A 19,682-nucleotide genomic window follows, 5' to 3' on the forward strand; every position below is an offset into this window, starting at 1 on the left:
TTGTGATGGTTGAAAACCGGCCCTGGGCCAATGGCTTTGCCCATACTGTGTTGATCATCGGCGTGGCGCTGGTGGTTTTCCCCGTTTATATCGCCATTGTGGCCTCGACCCAGGCACCTGATGAGCTACTGCGCGGGACCCTGCCGTTGCTACCCGGCAGCCATGGGATCGAAAACTATACCCAAATGTGGCAATCCGGTGTTTCGTCGGCCAACTCTCCATCCGCCGCGCTGATGCTGTGGAACAGCTTTGTCATGGCCATGGCGATCACCATAGGCAAGCTGTTTATCTCGCTGCTATCCGCCTTTGCCATCGTCTACTTCCGCTTCCGCTTTCGCATGTTCTTTTTCTGGCTGATTTTCGTCACCCTGATGCTGCCGGTGGAAGTGCGCATTATCCCCACATATCAGGTAGTGGCCGACCTCAGCATGCTCAACAGCTTTGCCGGCCTGTCGATTCCGCTGATTGCCTCGGCCACCGCGACCTTTCTGTTCCGCCAGTTCTTCATGACCGTCCCCGAAGAAATGCTCGAAGCCGCCCGGGTCGACGGCGCCGGGCCGCTGAAGTTTTTTAAAGACATCCTGATGCCGCTTTCGGTGACCAATATCGCCGCGCTGTTCGTGATCATGTTCATCTACGGCTGGAACCAGTACCTCTGGCCGCTGCTGATCACCACCGACCCCGACTACACCACCATCGTGATGGGCATCCAGCGCATGACCTCGGAAGAGAATCCCCAGTGGCACCTGGTGATGGCCGCGGCGGTCATGGCCGCGCTGCCGCCGGTGTTAGTCATCCTGTTCATGCAACGCCTGTTTGTGAAAGGCCTGACCGAGACGGAGAAGTAAGATGGCCAGCATTACTCTGGAGGGAATAACGAAAACCTATAGCGGCGATGTCCGGGCGGTCAAAGGCGTTGACCTGCAGATCGAAGACGGCGAGTTTGTCGTGCTGGTCGGGCCTTCCGGCTGCGGCAAATCCACCCTGCTACGCATGGTGGCCGGGCTTGAAACCATCACCGACGGCACGCTCAAAATCGGTGACCGGGTGGTCAATAAGCTCGAACCCGCCGAACGCGACATCGCCATGGTGTTCCAGAACTACGCCCTCTACCCGCACATGACGGTGTACAACAACCTGGCGTATGGCCTGAAAAACCGCGGCTTCAAAAAAGACGAGATTGATCAGCGCGTTCACGTTGCCGCCAAAATGCTGGAAATCGAGGAGTTTCTTGAGCGCAAACCACGCAAGCTCTCCGGTGGCCAGCGCCAGCGTGTCGCCATGGGCCGCGCGCTGGTGCGGGACCCGGCCGCCTTTCTGTTCGACGAGCCCCTCTCCAACCTGGATGCCAAGCTGCGCGTGCAGATGCGTGTCGAGATCAAGCAGCTACAGCGGCGTTTGAAAACCACCAGCCTGTATGTCACCCACGACCAGCTTGAAGCCATGACCCTGGGTGACCGCCTGGTGGTGCTCAACGCCGGACAGATCGAGCAGGTGGGCACGCCCATGGAGATCTATGCCCGCCCCGCGACCATGTTTGTGGCCGGATTTATCGGCTCCCCCGCCATGAACATGCTGAAGGTGGATTACCTGAAAACACAGGGCGCGAGTGGCCTGCTGGATAACCTGCCCGACGGCACCGATACCGTCGGCATTCGCCCGGATGATATGCACTTAGCGCCGCCCGAAGCGCCTCACTTGACCGTCGACTCAACGCTTGCGCTGTTTGAAGCCGCCGGGGCCGAGAGCCACCTGTATGTAAACCTCGCGGGTAGTGACCAACCCACGGTCATCCGTGTCTCCGGCCAGCCGCCGGTGGCCGAGGGCGAAACGCTGCGGTTCTACGTGCCCCGCGACGCGCTGCATCCGTTCAACAGCGCCACGGGGCAGCGCACGCCATCACCAGGGGAGTGACTCGCCGTTGCTGTGCCAAAACCCGCCGCTGGTGTCGAGGGTCAATGCCTCGATCCGCGCGGCAATGCCAAGCGCGGCATCCTGCGGGCTGATAAATCCACCAAAATTGACCATGCGCGTTTGCACATAGCCGGGATGCAGTTGAGCCACGGCAATGCCGCGTGGTTTTAAATCCATCGCCAGGGATTTACCAAAGGCATTGAGCGCCGCCTTGGACGCACGGTACCCATAGCGGCCGCCCGAGTCGTTATCCGCGATGGATCCCATGCGGCTGGTGATGTTGGCGATCTTGCTGCCTTTGGCGAGATTGGGCAGCAGTGCCTCCGCCACCCGTAGCGGCGCATAGGCATTGATTTCCATCTGCTCGCGAATACTGTCGAAATCAAGGCTGCCCAGTGATTCATCGCGCAGCAGTCCGGCATTGTTGATAAGCAAGTCCAACGTCTGGCCTTTCAGGGTCTTGGCAAGGCGGGCAACATCATCAGGCTGAGTGACATCCGTCGACTCGATCACCTGATCGGCCACACGCGCCAGCGCGTCGGATGACTGACGGCAAACACCGATAACGCGATAGCCTTCATCAGCATAATGCGCTGCCAGCGCCAGCCCGACACCCCGGTTGGCCCCCGTGATTAACACCGTTGATTTCATCTGTAACTCCCATTGATGGAACACGACTCACGGCGACATGGTACATCCTTGCACAACCCTTAGGCTGGCCGTCTTTAAACGCTGACAGGTGCCTTGCTGTCATCGCTTGTTCACCTGTCTGTCTTAGTCATGTCATGCCTGCCGCCCACACTCTGCATAAATGGACAAGAGGGCGGATCGCACATGCGGCTTTGCATCGTCAGTGAAACATGGGCACCGGAAATCAATGGTGTCGCGCACACCTTGAGTCGGCTTAGCCGCGAGCTTGACCGCCATCAGGTACGTATTGATGTGATTCGGCCAAAGCCCCCGCTTGCCGCCAAGGCCCCTCAGGCACTGGCCGAACTGCAGGTACCGCGCTTTGCCATCCCGGGCTACCGCGACGTACAGGTGGGCTTTTGCCGCCCCGCGACCTTGCGCAAGTTCTGGAAAGCCCAGCGCCCCGATGTGATTTACCTGGCCACCCAAGGCCCGCTGGGCTGGTCGGCACGCCTGGCGGCACGCCAAATGGGCATTCCGCTGGTGGCGGGCTGGCACACCAATTTCGACCACTACTGTGGCGATTACGGCGTTCCCTGGCTCGCTTCGGCCACCCGCCGCTATTTGCGCTATTTCCATAACGGTTGCGGCTTGACCCTGGTGCCGACCCAACTGCAGGCCAGCCAACTTCGCCAGCAAGGCATCAACGACGTCGCGGTGATGTCGCGCGGCATCGATGGTGAGCGTTTTTCGCCCGCCCATCGCGACCCTGAATTACGCCGTGCCTGGGGGGTGAGTGACCATCAGCCAGTGGCGCTTTATGTCGGGCGGCTCGCCGCCGAGAAAAACCTCGCGTTGCTACAGGAAACCTATCACGCCATGCGCAGCGTCCGCCCCGACATGGCCCATGTGATCGTGGGCGATGGCCCTGCCAAGGCTCAGCTTGAAAGCGCGCTCCCGGATGTGCATTTTACCGGTTTTATTGACCCCGACGCGCTTGCCCGGCATTACGCAAGCGCCGACCTGTTCATCTTCCCCTCGCTTTCCGAAACCTGGGGCAACGTGGTCAGTGAGGCCATGGCCAGCGGGCTCGCCGTGGTGGCCTATCGGCACGCGGCCAGCGCCGAGCTGATCCAGAGCGGCTACAACGGCATTACCGTGCCCATCAACGACGCTGCGGCCTTTTGTCAGGCGGCGGTGACGCTATGCCAACACCCGGCAGACTATGCCAAGTACAGTCGGCTCGCCCGGCTGAAAGCCCTCGAGCAGAGCTGGGCGGGAATTGCCCGGCAGTTTCTTGATTATCTTCTAAAGGCCCAGGAGGCTTATCATGCGACCCCGTCCCCTCGTCGTATTCGATCGTCTTGATTTGCTGGAATGGCAGTTTTGCCAACGCGTGTCGCGCCTATCGCTCTACCGGCCCTGGCGACTGACCCTCCAGGCCGCCAGCCGGTTGGGTGATTGGCCGGTCTGGGTGCTGCTGATCCTGGCGCAACCCTGGCTTCAGACTGACGGCGCCTGGCGAATGCTGCAGTACACCCTGATCGCCATCATCGCCATCGCCATTTACCGGTTGGTGAAAACCCGCCTGTGCCGTGAGCGGCCGTATATTACTTATCGCAACGGTATTCAATGCAACGCACCGGCCCGGGATCGCTATAGCTTCCCCAGCGGGCATACCATGCACGCCGTGATGTTCAGCGTCTTGGTCGCCGCTCACACCCCTTGGTTATTGCCTGTGGCCATCCCCTTGGCGATGCTGATTGCGATCTCCCGGGTTGGCCTGGGCCTGCACTACACAAGCGATGTTATCGCCGGGGGTGCCATGGGCTATGGCTTTGCGCTGCTCAGCCTTTACCTGATGGGCTAGCCAGTCCAGCGATGGGTGATCGTCCAGACGCAAAAAAACCACCTCGCCGGAACAAGGTGGTCATTTCGCATCGTCGCCATTCCATGACGCTGATGTTTAGCGCATCCTTACGCTAAAGCGGGGAGTGCCCATTCCTTTGAATGTTCCATTCATTATCAATTGGCTTCCTGCCTTCCTTTTACTACTGCGACACTCCCCTGACCCGCTTTACCTTTCAACTACTGATGTTTCGACTGCTGTAACTTCCTACCCATTACCTTCTAGCTGACGACTACCTTCCTATTACCTTCCAACACGAGAGCAACCTTGCTACGTAACGACTTTGCAATACAGCTTTCCAATACAACTTCCAATTTCCTGTGACATAACTTTCCACTTCCTGTTTAACAACACTGACCAACTGCCTTGACGTTGATAACAGTGAGGTTTATCCATGCGAATAAAAAAGCATCCATGACATTTCGCATGTAATGCTAATGGAGCAGACATCAGGCCAATCAGGCTTAAAAAGAGACAAAATTAATTTAAATCATGGACTTAGATTATACCGACATGGGCCACTCATCGCGCCGATGGCACAAAAAACATGTAGCGTAATGGCACATGCGACAAAACAGCATGGTGATATGACAAAAGAGGTACATACTGGCGGTGTGGCTAAACGGCAAACCTTTGCTAATCTAGCTGATATCACGATCTGCCTGAGTAAGGAGGCTTCCATGAAACGCGTCACAGCCATTGCCATTCTATGCACCACTGTTCTGCTCCTCGTTAGCGGCTGCAATACCATGCGTGGTGCAGGCGAAGACATCGAGCGAGGTGGAGAAGCCATCCAGCGATCAGCGAGCTAATCACATTATGCTAACGGTCTACCTGTCACACGGTCTGGAAAGCGGCCCCGGGGCGCTGAAAATGCAGGCGCTGAAAGGCATTGCCGAAAAGCTCGACGACTGTGAGGCCGTGGTGATGGATTACCGTGACCAGCCCGACCCGCAACAGCGCCTTCAGCACCTGCTGGCGACGCTGGAGACCCGGGGTGATGACCCTGAAGGCTGCGTTTTTGCCGGTTCAAGCCTGGGCGGCTGGCTGAGCGCAGCGGTCAGTTCGCAGCAGCCCGTGTTGGGCTGCTTTTTATTGGCCCCAGCCATCGGGCTGCCGCATTATCCGGAAACCGCCCCCACGCTCCAAGCCAGCTGCACTCACGTCATTCACGGCTGGCAGGATGATGTGATCCCACCTCGCCCCGTCATTGACTGGGCCGAACATCAGCAGCTGTCACTGCGCATGCTGGATGACGATCATCGCCTCCACGAAAGCCTAGATACCCTGCTCAGCGACTTCGACGCCTTCCTGATGCGATGCAGCGCCGTATTGCACGCCCGCTCGATCGCCTGTTCACGCCGTTAAAGGTCTCACGACATTAGACAAACACTCTCCAAAGGTGTACAAACAATGTACACACAGAAGGAGAGCGTCCATGTTTGGCCTTTTCAAGCGCGACCCTAAAAAGAAGCTACAGCAAGACTACGAACGCAAGCTGCAAGCCGCCATGGAAGCTTCCCGCAACGGTGACATGCGAGCGAACGCCACCTTGACGGAAGAAGCCGATGCGCTGCTCGCTGAAATAGAGCGCCTTAAAAAAGCAGACAAGTAGCAACGCCTGGTGGTCGTTTCAGCTACTCGTCCGCCAGCGCAGGTAACAGCGTCTTCAGCTTACGGGTCAGCGTATTGCGCCCCCAGCCCAACAGCTCTGCTGCCTCGCCCTTACGTCCGCCGGTATGCTTGAGTGCGGTTTCTATCAAGATGCGCTCAAAGTCCGGCACCGCCTCTTCCAGCAAATGGGTATGGCCCTCTGCCAAGGCGTGATCCGCCCAGTCGCGAAAAGCGCTGCGCCAATCGCCGTGGGCGCTGGACTCAGAGGCGCTGGGTGAGCGCAGCTCTGCTGGCAAATCCTCCACCAGCACTTCTCGTCCCGAGGCCATCACCGTCAGCCAGCGGCAGATGTTTTCCAACTGGCGAACATTACCCGGCCAAGGCAGGCGGGTTAGATGCGCTTCCGCTTCGGGGGTCAACACCTTCACATCCGTGGACAGCTCTTTGGCCGCTTCGGCCAGAAAATGACTCGTCAGCCTGGGGATATCCTCACGCCGCTCGGCCAGTTTCGGCAAGTGGATGCGAATGACGTTCAAGCGGTGAAACAAGTCTTCCCGGAAGCGCCCGTCGTCGACCAGGGATTCCAGGTTCTGGTGGGTGGCCGCGATAATCCGCACGTCGACCTTGGTCGGGGTGTGCCCCCCAACGCGGTAGAACTCGCCGTCGGCCAGTACGCGCAGCAGGCGCGTCTGGGTTTCAGCTGGCATATCGCCAATCTCATCCAGAAACAGCGTACCGCCATTGGCCTGTTCAAAGCGCCCCTGGCGCTGTGAGGTGGCACCGGTAAAGGCCCCTTTCTCATGGCCGAACAGCTCGGACTCGATCAAGTCCCGGGGAATCGCCGCCATGTTCAGCGCGATGAACGGCTTGCCCTGGCGCGGGCTGTGCTGATGCAGCGCCTCGGCAACACGTTCTTTACCGGTCCCCGACTCACCGTTGATCAGCACGGTAATGTGCGAGTGGGATAGCCGTCCGATCGCCCGGAACACCTCCTGCATGGCAGGGGCTTCACCGATAATTTCGGCGTTGAGCCCCTCCGGTACCGTGACCGGGCGCTGGCGTTCGCGAGCATGTGCAATGGCACGACGCACCAGCGCCAGCGCCTCATCAACGTCAAACGGCTTGGGCAGATACTCGAAGGCACCGCCCTGGTAGGACGCCACCGCACTGTCCAGGTCCGAGTGCGCGGTCATCACGATGACCGGCAAGTCGGGGTGGGCCTCGCGTACCCGGGCCATCAGGTCCAGGCCATCGATTCCCGGCATGCGAATATCGGTAACCAGGACATCCGGCGGACTCTCAAGCAAGCGGGAAAGGGCCGTGTCGGCACGCTCGATACATTCAACCTCGAGGTCGGGTTGCGCCAGCGCACGTTCAAGTACCCAGCGAATCGCACGGTCATCGTCAACAATGACGACCCGCGCAACATCATTACGGGCAGGCTCTGTCATGACGCTTCTCCGGTGACATTAATAACCAAGGGAATCAATAAACGAAATTCGGTGCGCCCCGGGCGTGAGTCGCATTCGATCAGCCCTTGATGTTGGTGCAAAATTGATTGGGCGATCGACAGTCCCAGTCCGCTGCCTTCGGCACGGCCCGAGACCATCGGGTAAAACAGGGTTTCCTGCAGGGTGCCGGGAATGCCCGGACCGTTGTCGATAATGCCCACCTCGCTGACCAGACGATGACGCTCGGCACCCAGCGTAAACTGGCGGCGTGCGCGCGTGCGCAGTACCAGGGTCGGCGTCGGCGTCTCGGCATCGCCCATGGCCTGGACCGCATTGCGGGCCACGTTCAGTACCGCCTGGATCATCTGTGCTTCATCGCCGAACAGGTCCGGCAGGCTGGGATCGTAATCGCGCTGAATATCCACCCAGGGGTGCTCGGCGATCAGCAATGAACGCACGCGTTCGAGCACCTTGTGAATATTGACCGGCTCGTGCTTGACGATGTAGTTGGGCCCCAGCATGGAATCCACCATGTCCCGTAGCCGGTCCACTTCCTCGACGATGATATGGGTAAATTCACGCAACGCCGGGTTATCCAGGTCGCGCTCCAGCAACTGCGCCGCGCCGCGAATACCGCCCAGCGGGTTTTTGACTTCGTGAGCAAGGCCACGGGCCAGTACCTTGATGGTTTCCTGGCGGGTGGTGAGCGCTTCCTCGCGGGAAATCTGCATCAGCCGGTCGCGGGGCTCCACTTCCAGCAGCAGTTCCATGTCGGAGAGCGGTGTCACCGTATAGTCGACGGTGAGCGGATCGCTATTCAGCGGCGAAATCCGCGCCTCGCGTTGGGTAAAGGGATGAAAGGCGTCGCGGGCCTTGGCCAGCACTTCGTCGATGCTTTCATCACCGCCCAGCATTCCGTCAAGGCTCATCCCCTGTACTCGGCTCAGACTCACGGCAAACAACGCCTCGGCGGCAGGGTTCATCCAGCGCACATTAAGGCGGCCGTCCAGCAGCAGCACCGCCGTGGTGAGGTGTTCAAGTAAACGCTGGTGCATGGTGGTGTCTTGCAAAGTCGCCTCGTCCATTATCTTGGGTCAACCTTCCGCTGGAAAGATGTAGAGAGAACTGCAAAAAGCGCGCCAAATGCGCCAGCGCGCTGATTTGCACGTCACTTGCGCCGTGTGGCGGTGCATGGCGAGCCGTTTTAGCGCAGGCCATCGACGCCTCCAGCCATCGCATGCACCATAATGGCGCATTAGCGCTATTCTGCCACCACAATCGTCACCGCGGTTGTGCGGTGCTGCCGCCGACCCTGGCTATCCAACAACTCAGCCTGAAGCCGATGCCGACCGGCGGGCAAGTTCGCCAGCCAGAACACATCGCTGTGCAGCGCCGACTGGCTGATCTCGCCATTCACCCGCAGCTGCACCCGATGGTCATCGCGTAACCGGGGCACAATGCTGAGCATGACCGGCGTGGCGGCCCCCACCTCGGCACCAGCGCTTGGCGAGCGAATCTGGAAGCGGTCGTAAGGCATGAAGGGCTGGCCAGGCGAGGTGGCCGGTGACTTATTAGGCAGCTGCGCGTATTCGCTTGGCAGCCCCGGCAGCGGCGCCAGCTCAAGCGCTTCGCCGCCCTCGCTCGGGGTGTCGGAAAAGGTGACATTGCCGTGTTCATCGACCACTCGATAGACGGTTGACGATGCAGCCGTGATATTCACCCATGCGACCAGCACCAGGCCCATGCCCCAGCCCCTTGCCTGCGCCACTAACGCCTTACGCGACATATGCCCCCCTTTAACAAAAAAACCCCGCCGTGGCGGGGTTTAGGCTTATCTGCACCACATCGGTGAGATTAGCAGCTGTTCTTAGCAGCTGTCGTTCTTAACAGCTATAGTACATATCAAACTCGACCGGGTGCGTGGTCATGCGAATACGCTCCACGTCTTCCATCTTGAGCTCGATGTAGGCATCGATCATTTCGTCGGTGAACACGCCGCCTTCGGTGAGGAAGGCACGGTCGGTGTCCAGCGCTTCCAGCGCCTGATCAAGGCTGCTCGCCACGGTCGGCACGGCCTTGCCTTCTTCCGGCGGCAGGTCGTACAGGTTCTTGTCCATGGCATCGCCAGGATGGATCTTGTTCTTGATGCCGTCGATACCGGCCATCAGCATGGCCGCAAAGGCCAGGTACGGGTTGGCTGTCGGGTCAGGGAAGCGGGTTTCAACGCGCTTGCCTTTCGGGCTGGCGGTATACGGGATACGGATGGACGCCGAACGGTTACGGGCACTGTAGGCCAGCATGACCGGGGCTTCGAAGCCAGGTACCAGACGCTTGTACGAGTTGGTCGAGGCGTTGGTGAAGGCGTTCAGGGCACGGGCGTGCTTGATGATGCCGCCAATGTAGTAAAGCGCCATTTCAGAAAGACCCGCGTACTCATCACCCGCGAACTGGTTGGTACCGTCTTTCCAGAACGACTGGTGAACGTGCATGCCCGAGCCGTTATCGCCTACCAGCGGCTTCGGCATGAAGGTGGCCGTCTTGCCATAGGCATGCGCTACGTTGTGGATGACGTACTTCATTTCCTGGACTTCGTCGGCTTTCTTCACCAGCGTGTTGAACTTCACGCCGATTTCGTTCTGACCGGCGTTGGACACCTCGTGGTGGTGAACTTCCACCGACTGGCCAATCGCTTCCAGGGTGTTACACATGGCACCGCGGATATCGTGGAAGCTGTCGACCGGAGGAACCGGGAAGTAACCGCCTTTGATACGCGGGCGGTGACCCAGGTTGCCGCCTTCTACCTGACTGTCCGTGGCCCATGCACCCTCTTCAGAGGTGATCTTGTACATGGCGCCCTGGATGTCGGATTTCCAGTGGACTTCGTCAAAGATGAAGAATTCGGGCTCAGGACCAAAGAAAGCAGTGTCACCAAGACCGGTTGACTGCAGGTACGCCTCAGCGCGCTTGGCAATGGAGCGTGGGTCACGGTCATAGCCCTGCATGGTGGCCGGCTCGATGATGTCGCAGCGGAGCACCAGGGTGGCATCTTCGGTGAAGGGGTCAAGATAGGCAGTACCGTCTTCCGGACGCAGAATCATGTCGGATTCGTTGATGCCCTTCCAGCCGTTGATGGACGAACCATCGAACATCTGACCGTTTTCGAAAAACTCTTCGTCGACATCGCGGGCGGGCACGGTCACGTGCTGCTCTTTACCGCGGGTGTCGGTGAAACGCAGGTCTACCCACTTAACATCATGCTCTTCAATTAGCGCGAGAGTCTTGGCTGACATAGTGTCCTCCGGTATGAGCGTGGCTTAAAGCTAATGACAGTAAGCTACCAGTAAATGTTGTTCGACATGTCGCGTGCATCATGGCACGCCTGCCTTGCTTATTCACTCAACGTTTGTCCGTTGCAATCAACAGAACGTCTAGCGATAGAAACCGGCTAATGTTGTAGCACGCCGCAAGGCGAGTTGCCTATGACCTACATAGCCGCTGCTGTGGATAATGCAGATTGCGTGCCACTTCTGCACCAATATGGCATAAATAAATAGCAACTTTTTGTTTTTAAATAATTTTTAAAATCAGCTTTGTGCCACTTCATGTTGCATTTCAAACGAGGCGGCCAACACACGTCCCTACAAGACCTTTTGGCGCACCAAAAAAGCACAAAAATGAAGCTTTATGCACATAAATGGTGCGCACTGGAGTAAAACCCGGCCCGTCGCATAATTTGCTTGCGCGCCAAACAATAGATACTATATTAAACTTTTCAACACAATTAGTTACAATAAGCAAAAAAACTACGTACATAGGCCGGAGGACACCCCATGAAGTCGGTCTGCTTTATCGTTGACACCTGCGTAACGGGTGCCCAATTGCCTCGCCACCTTCACACCATTTACCAAGCCACCGCCGCCAACCACACCCTTTGCACACTCAAGGTGACCAGTCGGAATAACGACCCCCGGCTCACGCAGATGGCGCAACGCTTCGACGCACAGTACACCACCCTGCCAGGCACCGCCCTTGGGGCACGCCTTAACCATGCCGCCTCTGCCAGCCAGGCCGAATGGCTGGTATTTGCCCTGCACGCCACGGCCTTGCCGGTCACCCTTTGGATGGCGATGCTCCCCATGCTGGATAGTTACGCCGTGGATGCCGTCGTGCTCGGCTCCACTGAGCCCACCCTGCCCGCACGCTTGTTGCAACGTTTTTTGGCCTCGGCCCTGCAATCGCCGCCCTACATAGCGGTTCGACGAACCTGGTTGGAGCGCCTGGGGGGATTCGACCCCGACCTCGACCGCAGCGCTCTACACGATTTCCTCCAGCGACTGCACGCCTGCCCGACCCGCATCCACACCCTGACCAGCAACGACACCGCCTCGCCAGGGGTCGCCTAGCGCGCTGCCACCTTCAATTGCTTGCCAAACATCATCGACCCGATTCGGGACGTATTGACCACTTTGCTTAGCACGATGCAGCCGATCATGCTCACCAGCGCAAGAATCGCAGCGTACACCACGATGGGCAGCGATAACGGCGCGATGACCAGGTCGGTGGCAATAAAAAACATCGGATGCGCCAGATAGATGCCAAACGAATACACATTGATCTGGCGGACCCAGTTCGGCGCGGTATAGCCCTTCAGTTGACGCGTCGCGCAGAGGGTAAACAGCACAAAGAACGGAATGACCCAGACCTCTTTCGAGGTAAAGTCCGGCAAGCGGGCAAGTGTTGCCACGCAAACACCAAGCACGAACAGACCCAGGCAGAGCGGGTGGGCCAGGTACTTCATCCAGAGCGGCCGCTGATCTTTGTCGCCATTAGGCGCCAGCGGGTAGTAACGCACGAGTACCAACGCCAGGAAAAATAGGTACAGCCAGCCCAACGGCGCCACCCAGAGCAGATACCCCGGCGGCTTGACGCCCTGCCAGTAAGCCGTTCCCCAGTAAGCCATGCTGATCAAGCAGGATAGCCAGAACCACGGCATCGGATTGACCCGCCAGAGGCGCAAGCGGGTAAACAGCCAATAGCCGACATAAAACTGCATCGCAATGATCAGGAAATAACCGTGCCAGCCCGCATAGACAAAATACTCAACGGCATTGGCCCAGAAGTTGACCGGATCACCTTCTGCCCACCGGGTCACCCACTCCGCCGTTGAATAGATAAATCCATACACGAAATACGGCAGCATGACGTATTTGACCCGCTGGCGTATAAACCCATCAGGTACCGCTTTATCGTAGCGAACGGCGAATACAAAGACTGAAATAAACAGGAAAATCGGCGTCCCCAATACCATGGGGATACGCATGAAATCGGTGACGAGGTTGTCGACGTAGTTGTTAACCTGGTCCATCAAGTGGAATAAAAAAACGGCGATACAGCCGTACGCTCTCAGCCAGAAGATTTCTTCCACTTTTTGCATGAACCCTCCCGCCACGTTGTGTTGCGCTAAGCTAATGCATAAGCGCTTTGAACATCCCACTCCGTGAGCTGTCCGACCCCGGCAGAACACGATAATTCCCGACAGATGAGGTGCTCATGAGGAAACGCCCCTTTTGGCGGTTCGCGTTCATCAGCCTGTTCGGTTTATTCGCGGGCCTGTTGGCGGCCACTTCAACCGCTCTCGCCAGCAGCGTGGAGCGGCATCACTTCGATTCACCGACGCTTGGTGCCCCCTACCCCTACACGGTTTACCTGCCTGATGGTTATGCCGAAAACAGCGATACGGTCTACCCCGTGGTTTACCTATTGCACGGCTCGTTTGGTAACGAACGTGACTGGCTGGCCAAGGGTAATTTGCAGCAGACTGCTGACCGGCTGATTCGCGCCGGGCACATTCCGCCCAGCGTCTTCATCATGCCCGGCAGCCGCAGTTGGTGGGTCGACGGTCACAACCAAGCAGCCCGCAGCGCCTTTTTCGACGACCTCATGCCTCATGTGGAAGAACACTACCGCGTGGGCGACGAGCGCTCGATGCGCGGCGTGGGCGGGCTCTCGGCCGGCGGGTTTGGCGCGGTTAACTTCGCCCTGGAACGCCCCGACCTTTTCGCCGCCGTCGCCGCGCTCAGCCCCGCGAGCTATGTGCCTGTTCCACCCAGCAACTCCTCGGCCAACCGCCACCCTGCCTTTCTTGATGAACAGGGCGAATTCGACCGCCAGCTCTGGCAGCAGTTGAACTATACCGCGCACCTTGAGGACTACCGCATTAAAGTGACGCCCCGCCCCGCGGCAGAACGTAGCGACGTGCCTCACGTTCCCATGTATATCAGTGCAGGGCGCAATGATGTCTACGACGCCGAGTTTCACGCGCGCCAGCTGCGCCAGGCCATGGAAAAGATACAACCCACCTCAGTGCACATGGACCTTTACCCCGGCGGCCACACCTGGAAAGTCTGGCGGGCCAGCCTGCCCGCGGCGCTTAACTTCATGTTTCAGCACGTTGATGACCCCAAACGCAACGAAGCCAACGAATAGACTACGCTAGAAAAATGACATTCCCGTGCAACGCATTATAAAGAAGGAGTTTGCAATGCATCGACACATTGAGTGGGACGAGCCAGGCAGCGCCAGCGTTACCCGGCTCTACGCCAGGGACCCCAACGCCAACCCCACGCCGCAGACCGGCGATATCATCTCTGCTCGATACCAGGGCTGTTCGGTACGCGTTGACGTTCGCAGCTACCGTGAAGACGATGCCGTCAGCATTGGTGACGTCGTCGCCATCATCAACGCCCAAGGCCAACGCCTCGACAGCCGCGGCAAGCTCCAAAAAGGCGACACCGTCCGCCTACCCGATGACAAGCGCGCTATGGAGCCGAGTCCGGAGGAGTAGATTTATTAACCTGGCAGACTGCCTGGGCGGCAGCGAGCGATACCGACAAAGGTAACGCCTACACGCCATTTTCTGAGCTGCCTGCACGGCAGCGAGCGCTGCCCGCAAAGCCCTGCGCAACGTGCTATGTTTCTGAGCTGCCTGCACGGCAGCGAGCTCTCAGGCAGCACCACTGGACAAGGTGCGTTCTTTCTAAGCTGCCTGAGCGGCAGTTAACCGTCGCTGCACTTCAGCGGCACCAGGAGCGGCTTTCTAAGCTGCCTGGGCGGCAGCGCACTCCCGTGCCAGACGCTCACGCTCGGCCTTCTCTTTCTGAGCTGCCTGGGCGGCAGCGCACGAACCCTGCCAGCTCGGACAAGTGCCAGGGTTTTTCTGAGCTGCCTGGGCGGCAGCGCACGACTTCTCGGGCGACGAGGAGATCATGTTTCATTTCTGAGCTGCCTGGGCGGCAGCGCACTTTCAAACCGGGCGATCTCTGTGAAGCCAGCATTTCTGAGCTGCCTGGGCGGCAGCGCACTTAAGCCACAGACTGTCTATAGATGGGTAAAATTTCTGAGCTGCCTGGGCGGCAGCGCACCGTATAGCCCTGACTACTCACAACGGGCATTCTTTCTGAGCTGCCTGGGCGGCAGCGCACCTCTGCGTAAAGCGTTACCTTGCATTGGCAAGTTTCTGAGCTGCCTGGGCGGCAGCGCACGTACGCCATGGCATGCGACGCCACGCCCCATATTTCTGAGCTGCCTGGGCGGCAGCGCACTGCCGTTGTATCCCCTGATAGCGTGATGCAGTTTTCTGAGCTGCCTGGGCGGCAGCGCACGCAAAAGCGGCGCAGTTGGTGGAGTGGGATCGTTTCTGAGCTGCCTGGGCGGCAGCGCACCGGTCGCCGATGGGGTTATGCGTCCCCATGTTTTTCTGAGCTGCCTGGGCGGCAGCGCACAAGGGCTTCAAGGGCTAACGATATCGGCGTTTTTTCTGAGCTGCCTGGGCGGCAGCGCACATGTTGGTTTCTTTGATCAATCCATGCTTTTTTTTCTGAGCTGCCTGGGCGGCAGCGCACCGGTGCTGCGCGCCTATGTACACGTTGCTGTGTTTCTGAGCTGCCTGGGCGGCAGCGCACGGTACGTCCACATCGTGGGCATGCCGTAATCATTTCTGAGCTGCCTGGGCGGCAGCGCACAGGGTGCAGAAGTGCGTCAGTCAAAGCGCCGTTTTCTGAGCTGCCTGGGCGGCAGCGCACGTCGCCACACTCAATGTCACCCTTTTTAGCGTTTTCTGAGCTGCCTGGGCGGCAGCGCACTCGGGCAATTCGTTTTTGCTGGGCGGCGTTGATTTCTGAGCTGCCTGGGCGGCAGCGCACACAGGAGTCGAGGCAACCCCTGGCAAGCTCGTTTTCTGAGCTGCCTGGGCGGCAGCGCACACCAATTCCAAGCATTACGGGCGGTGCCGCTGTTTCTGAGCTGCCTGGGCGGCAGCGCACCCAACGGTATGGCCAAAAGAGGCCCGTATATTTTTCTGAGCTGCCTGGGCGGCAGCGCACGCCTGCTGTTCCATCATTGCCTGGCGCTGGGCTTTCTGAGCTGCCTGGGCGGCAGCGCACGTCAATGTGTCTAATGTATGGCGTGCCAGCTATTTCTGAGCTGCCTGGGCGGCAGCGCACGAAGACGGAACCGTTACCGATTATCGCGTGCTTTTCTGAGCTGCCTGGGCGGCAGCGCACACAGCTATCCGTTATCCGCAATTCACGCCAGATTTCTGAGCTGCCTGGGCGGCAGCGCACGTAACCTGTATGCCCAAACAGGACCACCTCTATTTCTGAGCTGCCTGGGCGGCAGCGCACTCGGTCTGCTTTTCGTAGTCCTCGGCACCGGTTTTCTGAGCTGCCTGGGCGGCAGCGCACAGGGTCATCGTCGGTGTGTCGAACTTGCACCCTTTCTGAGCTGCCTGGGCGGCAGCGCACATCATCCTGCCGGATGTGGCACATGGATGACATTTCTGAGCTGCCTGGGCGGCAGCGCACCTGGACGCGCTGATTGAGAAGGCGCGGCGTCATTTCTGAGCTGCCTGGGCGGCAGCGCACTGAAATGGTGCGCGATTTTCAAGCGTCTGTGTTTTCTGAGCTGCCTGGGCGGCAGCGCACGTCGGCTCAGCGCTTGCCGCCATTGGCGTAACTTTCTGAGCTGCCTGGGCGGCAGCGCACAATCGTTACCAGCGGCGGCGTTGTTACCTCTCTTTCTGAGCTGCCTGGGCGGCAGCGCACAGGAGCACAGGATCGCGCTGCAGAACGTTCGAGTTTCTGAGCTGCCTGGGCGGCAGCGCACGCTGTGTAGTGGCGACCCTGACGCTGCTCATTTTTCTGAGCTGCCTGGGCGGCAGCGCACCGATCCTTGGCGGATTCGCGGCTGGTGTCGCTTTTCTGAGCTGCCTGGGCGGCAGCGCACAGCAGCGCCTTCTCCTCGAGGCCGGTGGCCAGTTTCTGAGCTGCCTGGGCGGCAGCGCACGACTGGCCGGCGTCGCCGGCGGTGATGTCGAATTTCTGAGCTGCCTGGGCGGCAGCGCACGCCGACGACGACTTCAGCGTTCCGGGCGGCATTTTCTGAGCTGCCTGGGCGGCAGCGCACGTTCATCGACTTCATTGAGGCGATCTATTACGTTTCTGAGCTGCCTGGGCGGCAGCGCACGACGGATCGCGTCACTGTCCTGCACATACACGTTTCTGAGCTGCCTGGGCGGCAGCGCACGGAGATTGCCCGACGCGAACACCGGGGTGAGTTTTCTGAGCTGCCTGGGCGGCAGCGCACCCAGCTCCATGACGCGCTCAGCAAGCCTGTCATTTCTGAGCTGCCTGGGCGGCAGCGCACCGCAGCGGCTTGGTGTAGTGACTCAGGAACAGTTTCTGAGCTGCCTGGGCGGCAGCGCACGCCACTGCAACCGATATCACCATTCACCGTCATTTCTGAGCTGCCTGGGCGGCAGCGCACTCGAGAAGGAGATGTTCACGCAGTTGGAGTCATTTCTGAGCTGCCTGGGCGGCAGCGCACACCATTCCGAGTGACAGTGCGGTGGGTCAGGTTTTCTGAGCTGCCTGGGCGGCAGCGCACTGTCGCGTGTCAGCCCACTTGTCGATGCGCAATTTCTGAGCTGCCTGGGCGGCAGCGCACTGCCCGCTTGAATGATCATGCGTCGTCTCCCTTTTCTGAGCTGCCTGGGCGGCAGCGCACTAGCGTGCCTGTACCGGTGCGGTCAGGCTTCTTTTCTGAGCTGCCTGGGCGGCAGCGCACAACAACCCGCTGACCATGACCATCAGCGGTGATTTCTGAGCTGCCTGGGCGGCAGCGCACATCCTCGTAACTGAGAATGATAGTAGCACGCCTTTCTGAGCTGCCTGGGCGGCAGCGCACAGTCAGTCATCGGGTCACTGTTGTTGGTGGCCTTTCTGAGCTGCCTGGGCGGCAGCGCACCGAGTTCATCGAAGAAGTTCAAGATGGCGTCTTTTCTGAGCTGCCTGGGCGGCAGCGCACCTGGAGCAATCGCGCAATGGCGGTCGTAAATGTTTCTGAGCTGCCTGGGCGGCAGCGCACTAGAGCATATCAAAATTAATGTACTGATTGTTAAAGAGCTTTAGCCGAAAAAAGCGGTATCACCCTTTTCGGAGCGATACCGCTAAGTGGTTGATTATTGGTGTCCTATTTGATCACTGAAAAAAAGGGTCAAAACCAGGGCACCGTGGCGTTAGGGCTTAGTCCGTAATGGCTGAACTCGCCCTCCGTGGCAGACGCGGCTGGTTTGCCATGTTCAATAAACAGGCTGAAACGCTGCTGGGTAGAACGACTATTGATCTGCACGAAGGGAAGCTCAATACGCCGTTCTGCCAGCTTGGCATAAAGCTTCCGCGCTTCGTCTTCCGAGATATCATGCCGTTTGGCGTAACGTTTGGCCCGGCTTTCGCTGCCCGTATTAAACTGCTTACGCGCCACATTGATGTGCTGAGCACTAGCAGGCGCCGTAAGCACTTCGCTAACCTGGGTGTGATCGCGCATGCCGGTTAGCCAATCTGCACTCATTAGCTGCTGCAAACGCGCTTGCGTGCCATGCAAGCGAAGGTGATCACCCAGTGTGCGAGCGCGTACACCGTGCTTATGGCCAGGGAAACTGACACCTACATCTTCGGCCTGTAAATCAAACAGCGCCCGGTGCAGCTTGTTATAAAGCGCGCCCATTAACATTGCCGGGGCAAAGTCAGGGTCGGGCCGTAAACGAATGTCGATATAGTGATCCATGGTTTACCCCGCTTCGCCGAATACACCGCCGCGAATCAGGGTCGCCATAACAAAGTGCTGATCTTCCTTCGTAGGCACTTGATCCTTGATCATCCAGTTATCCAGGAGTGAATAGAAATCCGCTTTCTGCTTGGGCTGGCGGTACGCTTTGCCCTGCGTGGTCACTGAGCCATACGGCTCAACAGCAATAGGGCCTAAGTCTTCATCGTTCTCATTGGGGTACCAGGTGTCGATGGTACGAATGGCGTTGCCCAGTTTCTGCGAGTGAATACCGGCAATCTTGCTAACGTGATAAAGCGTTTTGCTCTTATCGCCCCGCCCCCGCTCGAGAATCAATTCTTGCGAGGGGAACACCTCCTGGCCGCTGCCAACGCGCGCATAGGCGACCACTTCAAGCAGCAGGTGCTGTTGTTCACCCGCCAGCGCTGAGCCAATCACACTGGCGAGTTCTTTAAGCTCGGTAGTGTCCTCGAAAGCCCGCAACGAGAGCGACAGGGCATCAAATGTCCACTCTTTGGTGGTTTTGCCTTGGGACAACTGGCGAACACTGACCTCGACTTGCTCTGCACCCATGCGGTTACGCCACAGAAAGCGACCATTGGCGAGGTTATTGGCATAGCGATGCGCCAGCTCGCCGAAACCCTGTGCTTGTTTATATTCGGCAACTGCCTGCTCCAACTTGGCTTGGTACTCGGCGTTATTACAGGCAGAGGGCGTTCCGGCGCCCGCTAATACGCGCAGCGTAAAACGAGTAACTAAGGTGTCCGCATCGTGGGGCAGCGTGGCGACGTCCACTGTTTGCAGGTTGGGGTTTTCAATTGCGGCATCTAGCTTGGCGGGGTCTTGGTCTTTGGCCTTCAAGCGGTTTGAGATAGTGCCGCGCACCGATTTTTCACGCACTTCTACCGGCTGCCACTGCTGTTCATCTTCCCGCTTCTCCCAATTGCTAGCGTAAAGCAGTGCGTCAGAAGGGTCGAGCTTACGCTCAAAGGCGAGGACGGAAGCGGTTTTAAGGGTATCGTTTTTAGCCATGATAAAGCTCC

Annotated in this window: 18 protein-coding genes and 1 CRISPR repeat array; of the genes, 10 read left to right on the forward strand and 8 right to left on the reverse strand. The window is 58.7% G+C overall.

Annotated features, from left to right (window positions below; translation table 11 throughout):
• The first annotated feature begins 5 nt into the window (after nucleotides 1-5).
• Together ugpE and BMX75_RS08790 are read left to right on the forward strand one after the other, a co-directional pair.
• Complete coding sequence (gene ugpE / locus BMX75_RS08785; RefSeq protein WP_092827199.1) at nucleotides 6-848, forward strand: sn-glycerol-3-phosphate ABC transporter permease UgpE; 843 nt, start codon at nucleotides 6-8, stop codon at nucleotides 846-848.
• 1 nt (nucleotide 849) lies between these two features.
• The gene (locus tag BMX75_RS08790) at nucleotides 850-1,914 is read left to right on the forward strand and encodes a sn-glycerol-3-phosphate import ATP-binding protein UgpC (protein WP_092827201.1); all 1,065 of its coding nucleotides are present in this window, start codon (nucleotides 850-852) and stop codon (nucleotides 1,912-1,914) included.
• On the opposite strand, the gene BMX75_RS08795 is transcribed toward BMX75_RS08790, so the two are convergent.
• Nucleotides 1,900-2,565 (reverse strand): SDR family oxidoreductase, encoded by a 666-nt coding sequence (locus tag BMX75_RS08795; RefSeq protein WP_092827203.1) that lies wholly within the window; start codon nucleotides 2,563-2,565, stop codon nucleotides 1,900-1,902. The genes BMX75_RS08790 and BMX75_RS08795 overlap by 15 nt on opposite strands.
• 183 nt (nucleotides 2,566-2,748) lie before the next feature.
• On the opposite strand from BMX75_RS08795, the gene BMX75_RS08800 reads away from it, so the two are divergent.
• The 5 genes from BMX75_RS08800 (at nucleotide 2,749) to BMX75_RS17950 (ending at nucleotide 6,068) form a co-directional block, all read left to right on the forward strand.
• Nucleotides 2,749-3,912 (forward strand): glycosyltransferase family 4 protein, encoded by a 1,164-nt coding sequence (locus BMX75_RS08800; protein WP_092827205.1) that lies wholly within the window; start codon nucleotides 2,749-2,751, stop codon nucleotides 3,910-3,912.
• Nucleotides 3,875-4,414: a phosphatase PAP2 family protein gene (locus BMX75_RS08805; protein WP_092827207.1), complete on the forward strand. Its 540-nt coding sequence runs from the start codon at nucleotides 3,875-3,877 to the stop codon at nucleotides 4,412-4,414. The genes BMX75_RS08800 and BMX75_RS08805 overlap by 38 nt, the downstream gene beginning before the upstream one ends.
• A gap of 719 nt (nucleotides 4,415-5,133) precedes the next feature.
• Nucleotides 5,134-5,265 (forward strand): entericidin A/B family lipoprotein, encoded by a 132-nt coding sequence (locus tag BMX75_RS08810; RefSeq protein ID WP_092827209.1) that lies wholly within the window; start codon nucleotides 5,134-5,136, stop codon nucleotides 5,263-5,265.
• A gap of 7 nt (nucleotides 5,266-5,272) precedes the next feature.
• Nucleotides 5,273-5,821 (forward strand): YqiA/YcfP family alpha/beta fold hydrolase, encoded by a 549-nt coding sequence (locus BMX75_RS08815; protein ID WP_092827211.1) that lies wholly within the window; start codon nucleotides 5,273-5,275, stop codon nucleotides 5,819-5,821.
• A gap of 70 nt (nucleotides 5,822-5,891) precedes the next feature.
• On the forward strand, nucleotides 5,892-6,068 hold the full coding sequence (locus tag BMX75_RS17950; protein ID WP_139197158.1) for a DUF6435 family protein: 177 nt from the start codon (nucleotides 5,892-5,894) through the stop codon (nucleotides 6,066-6,068).
• A gap of 22 nt (nucleotides 6,069-6,090) precedes the next feature.
• On the opposite strand, the gene ntrC is transcribed toward BMX75_RS17950, so the two are convergent.
• The 4 genes from ntrC to glnA all read right to left on the reverse strand — a co-directional run bounded on the left by ntrC (nucleotide 6,091) and on the right by glnA (nucleotide 10,808).
• Complete coding sequence (ntrC, locus tag BMX75_RS08820) at nucleotides 6,091-7,518, reverse strand: nitrogen regulation protein NR(I) (RefSeq protein WP_066316268.1); 1,428 nt, start codon at nucleotides 7,516-7,518, stop codon at nucleotides 6,091-6,093.
• Nucleotides 7,515-8,573 (reverse strand): nitrogen regulation protein NR(II), encoded by a 1,059-nt coding sequence (gene glnL, locus BMX75_RS08825; protein ID WP_092827434.1) that lies wholly within the window; start codon nucleotides 8,571-8,573, stop codon nucleotides 7,515-7,517. The genes ntrC and glnL overlap by 4 nt, the downstream gene beginning before the upstream one ends.
• 206 nt (nucleotides 8,574-8,779) lie before the next feature.
• On the reverse strand, nucleotides 8,780-9,304 hold the full coding sequence (locus BMX75_RS08830) for a DUF4124 domain-containing protein (RefSeq protein WP_092827213.1): 525 nt from the start codon (nucleotides 9,302-9,304) through the stop codon (nucleotides 8,780-8,782).
• Between the two features lie 97 nt (nucleotides 9,305-9,401).
• Complete coding sequence (gene glnA / locus BMX75_RS08835; RefSeq protein ID WP_092827215.1) at nucleotides 9,402-10,808, reverse strand: glutamate--ammonia ligase; 1,407 nt, start codon at nucleotides 10,806-10,808, stop codon at nucleotides 9,402-9,404.
• A 540-nt stretch (nucleotides 10,809-11,348) separates the two neighbouring features.
• On the opposite strand from glnA, the gene BMX75_RS08840 reads away from it, so the two are divergent.
• The gene (locus BMX75_RS08840) at nucleotides 11,349-11,921 is read left to right on the forward strand and encodes a glycosyltransferase family protein (RefSeq protein WP_092827217.1); all 573 of its coding nucleotides are present in this window, start codon (nucleotides 11,349-11,351) and stop codon (nucleotides 11,919-11,921) included.
• Here BMX75_RS08840 and BMX75_RS08845 read toward each other — a convergent pair.
• Nucleotides 11,918-12,952, reverse strand: a complete 1,035-nt coding sequence (locus BMX75_RS08845) for an acyltransferase family protein (protein WP_092827219.1) — start codon at nucleotides 12,950-12,952, stop codon at nucleotides 11,918-11,920. The two genes, BMX75_RS08840 and BMX75_RS08845, sit on opposite strands and share 4 nt — an antisense overlap.
• 116 nt (nucleotides 12,953-13,068) lie before the next feature.
• Between BMX75_RS08845 and BMX75_RS08850 the strand changes: the two genes are divergently transcribed.
• Nucleotides 13,069-14,004, forward strand: coding sequence for an alpha/beta hydrolase (locus BMX75_RS08850; RefSeq protein WP_092827221.1), 936 nt, complete (start codon nucleotides 13,069-13,071; stop codon nucleotides 14,002-14,004).
• Between the two features lie 55 nt (nucleotides 14,005-14,059).
• Nucleotides 14,060-14,362 (forward strand): hypothetical protein, encoded by a 303-nt coding sequence (locus tag BMX75_RS08855; protein ID WP_092827223.1) that lies wholly within the window; start codon nucleotides 14,060-14,062, stop codon nucleotides 14,360-14,362.
• A gap of 69 nt (nucleotides 14,363-14,431) precedes the next feature.
• Nucleotides 14,432-17,940: direct repeats of the CRISPR family, unit length 28 nt; unit sequence TTTCTGAGCTGCCTGGGCGGCAGCGCAC.
• 129 nt (nucleotides 17,941-18,069) lie between these two features.
• Here the strand turns inward: BMX75_RS08855 and cas6f are convergent.
• Nucleotides 18,070-18,639, reverse strand: coding sequence for a type I-F CRISPR-associated endoribonuclease Cas6/Csy4 (gene cas6f, locus BMX75_RS08860; RefSeq protein ID WP_092827225.1), 570 nt, complete (start codon nucleotides 18,637-18,639; stop codon nucleotides 18,070-18,072).
• Between the two features lie 3 nt (nucleotides 18,640-18,642).
• On the reverse strand, nucleotides 18,643-19,671 hold the full coding sequence (gene csy3, locus BMX75_RS08865) for a type I-F CRISPR-associated protein Csy3 (protein WP_092827227.1): 1,029 nt from the start codon (nucleotides 19,669-19,671) through the stop codon (nucleotides 18,643-18,645).
• Between the last annotated feature and the right edge of the window lie 11 nt (nucleotides 19,672-19,682).

Source organism: Vreelandella subterranea (genome assembly GCF_900111305.1).
Lineage (GTDB): Bacteria > Pseudomonadota > Gammaproteobacteria > Pseudomonadales > Halomonadaceae > Vreelandella > Vreelandella subterranea.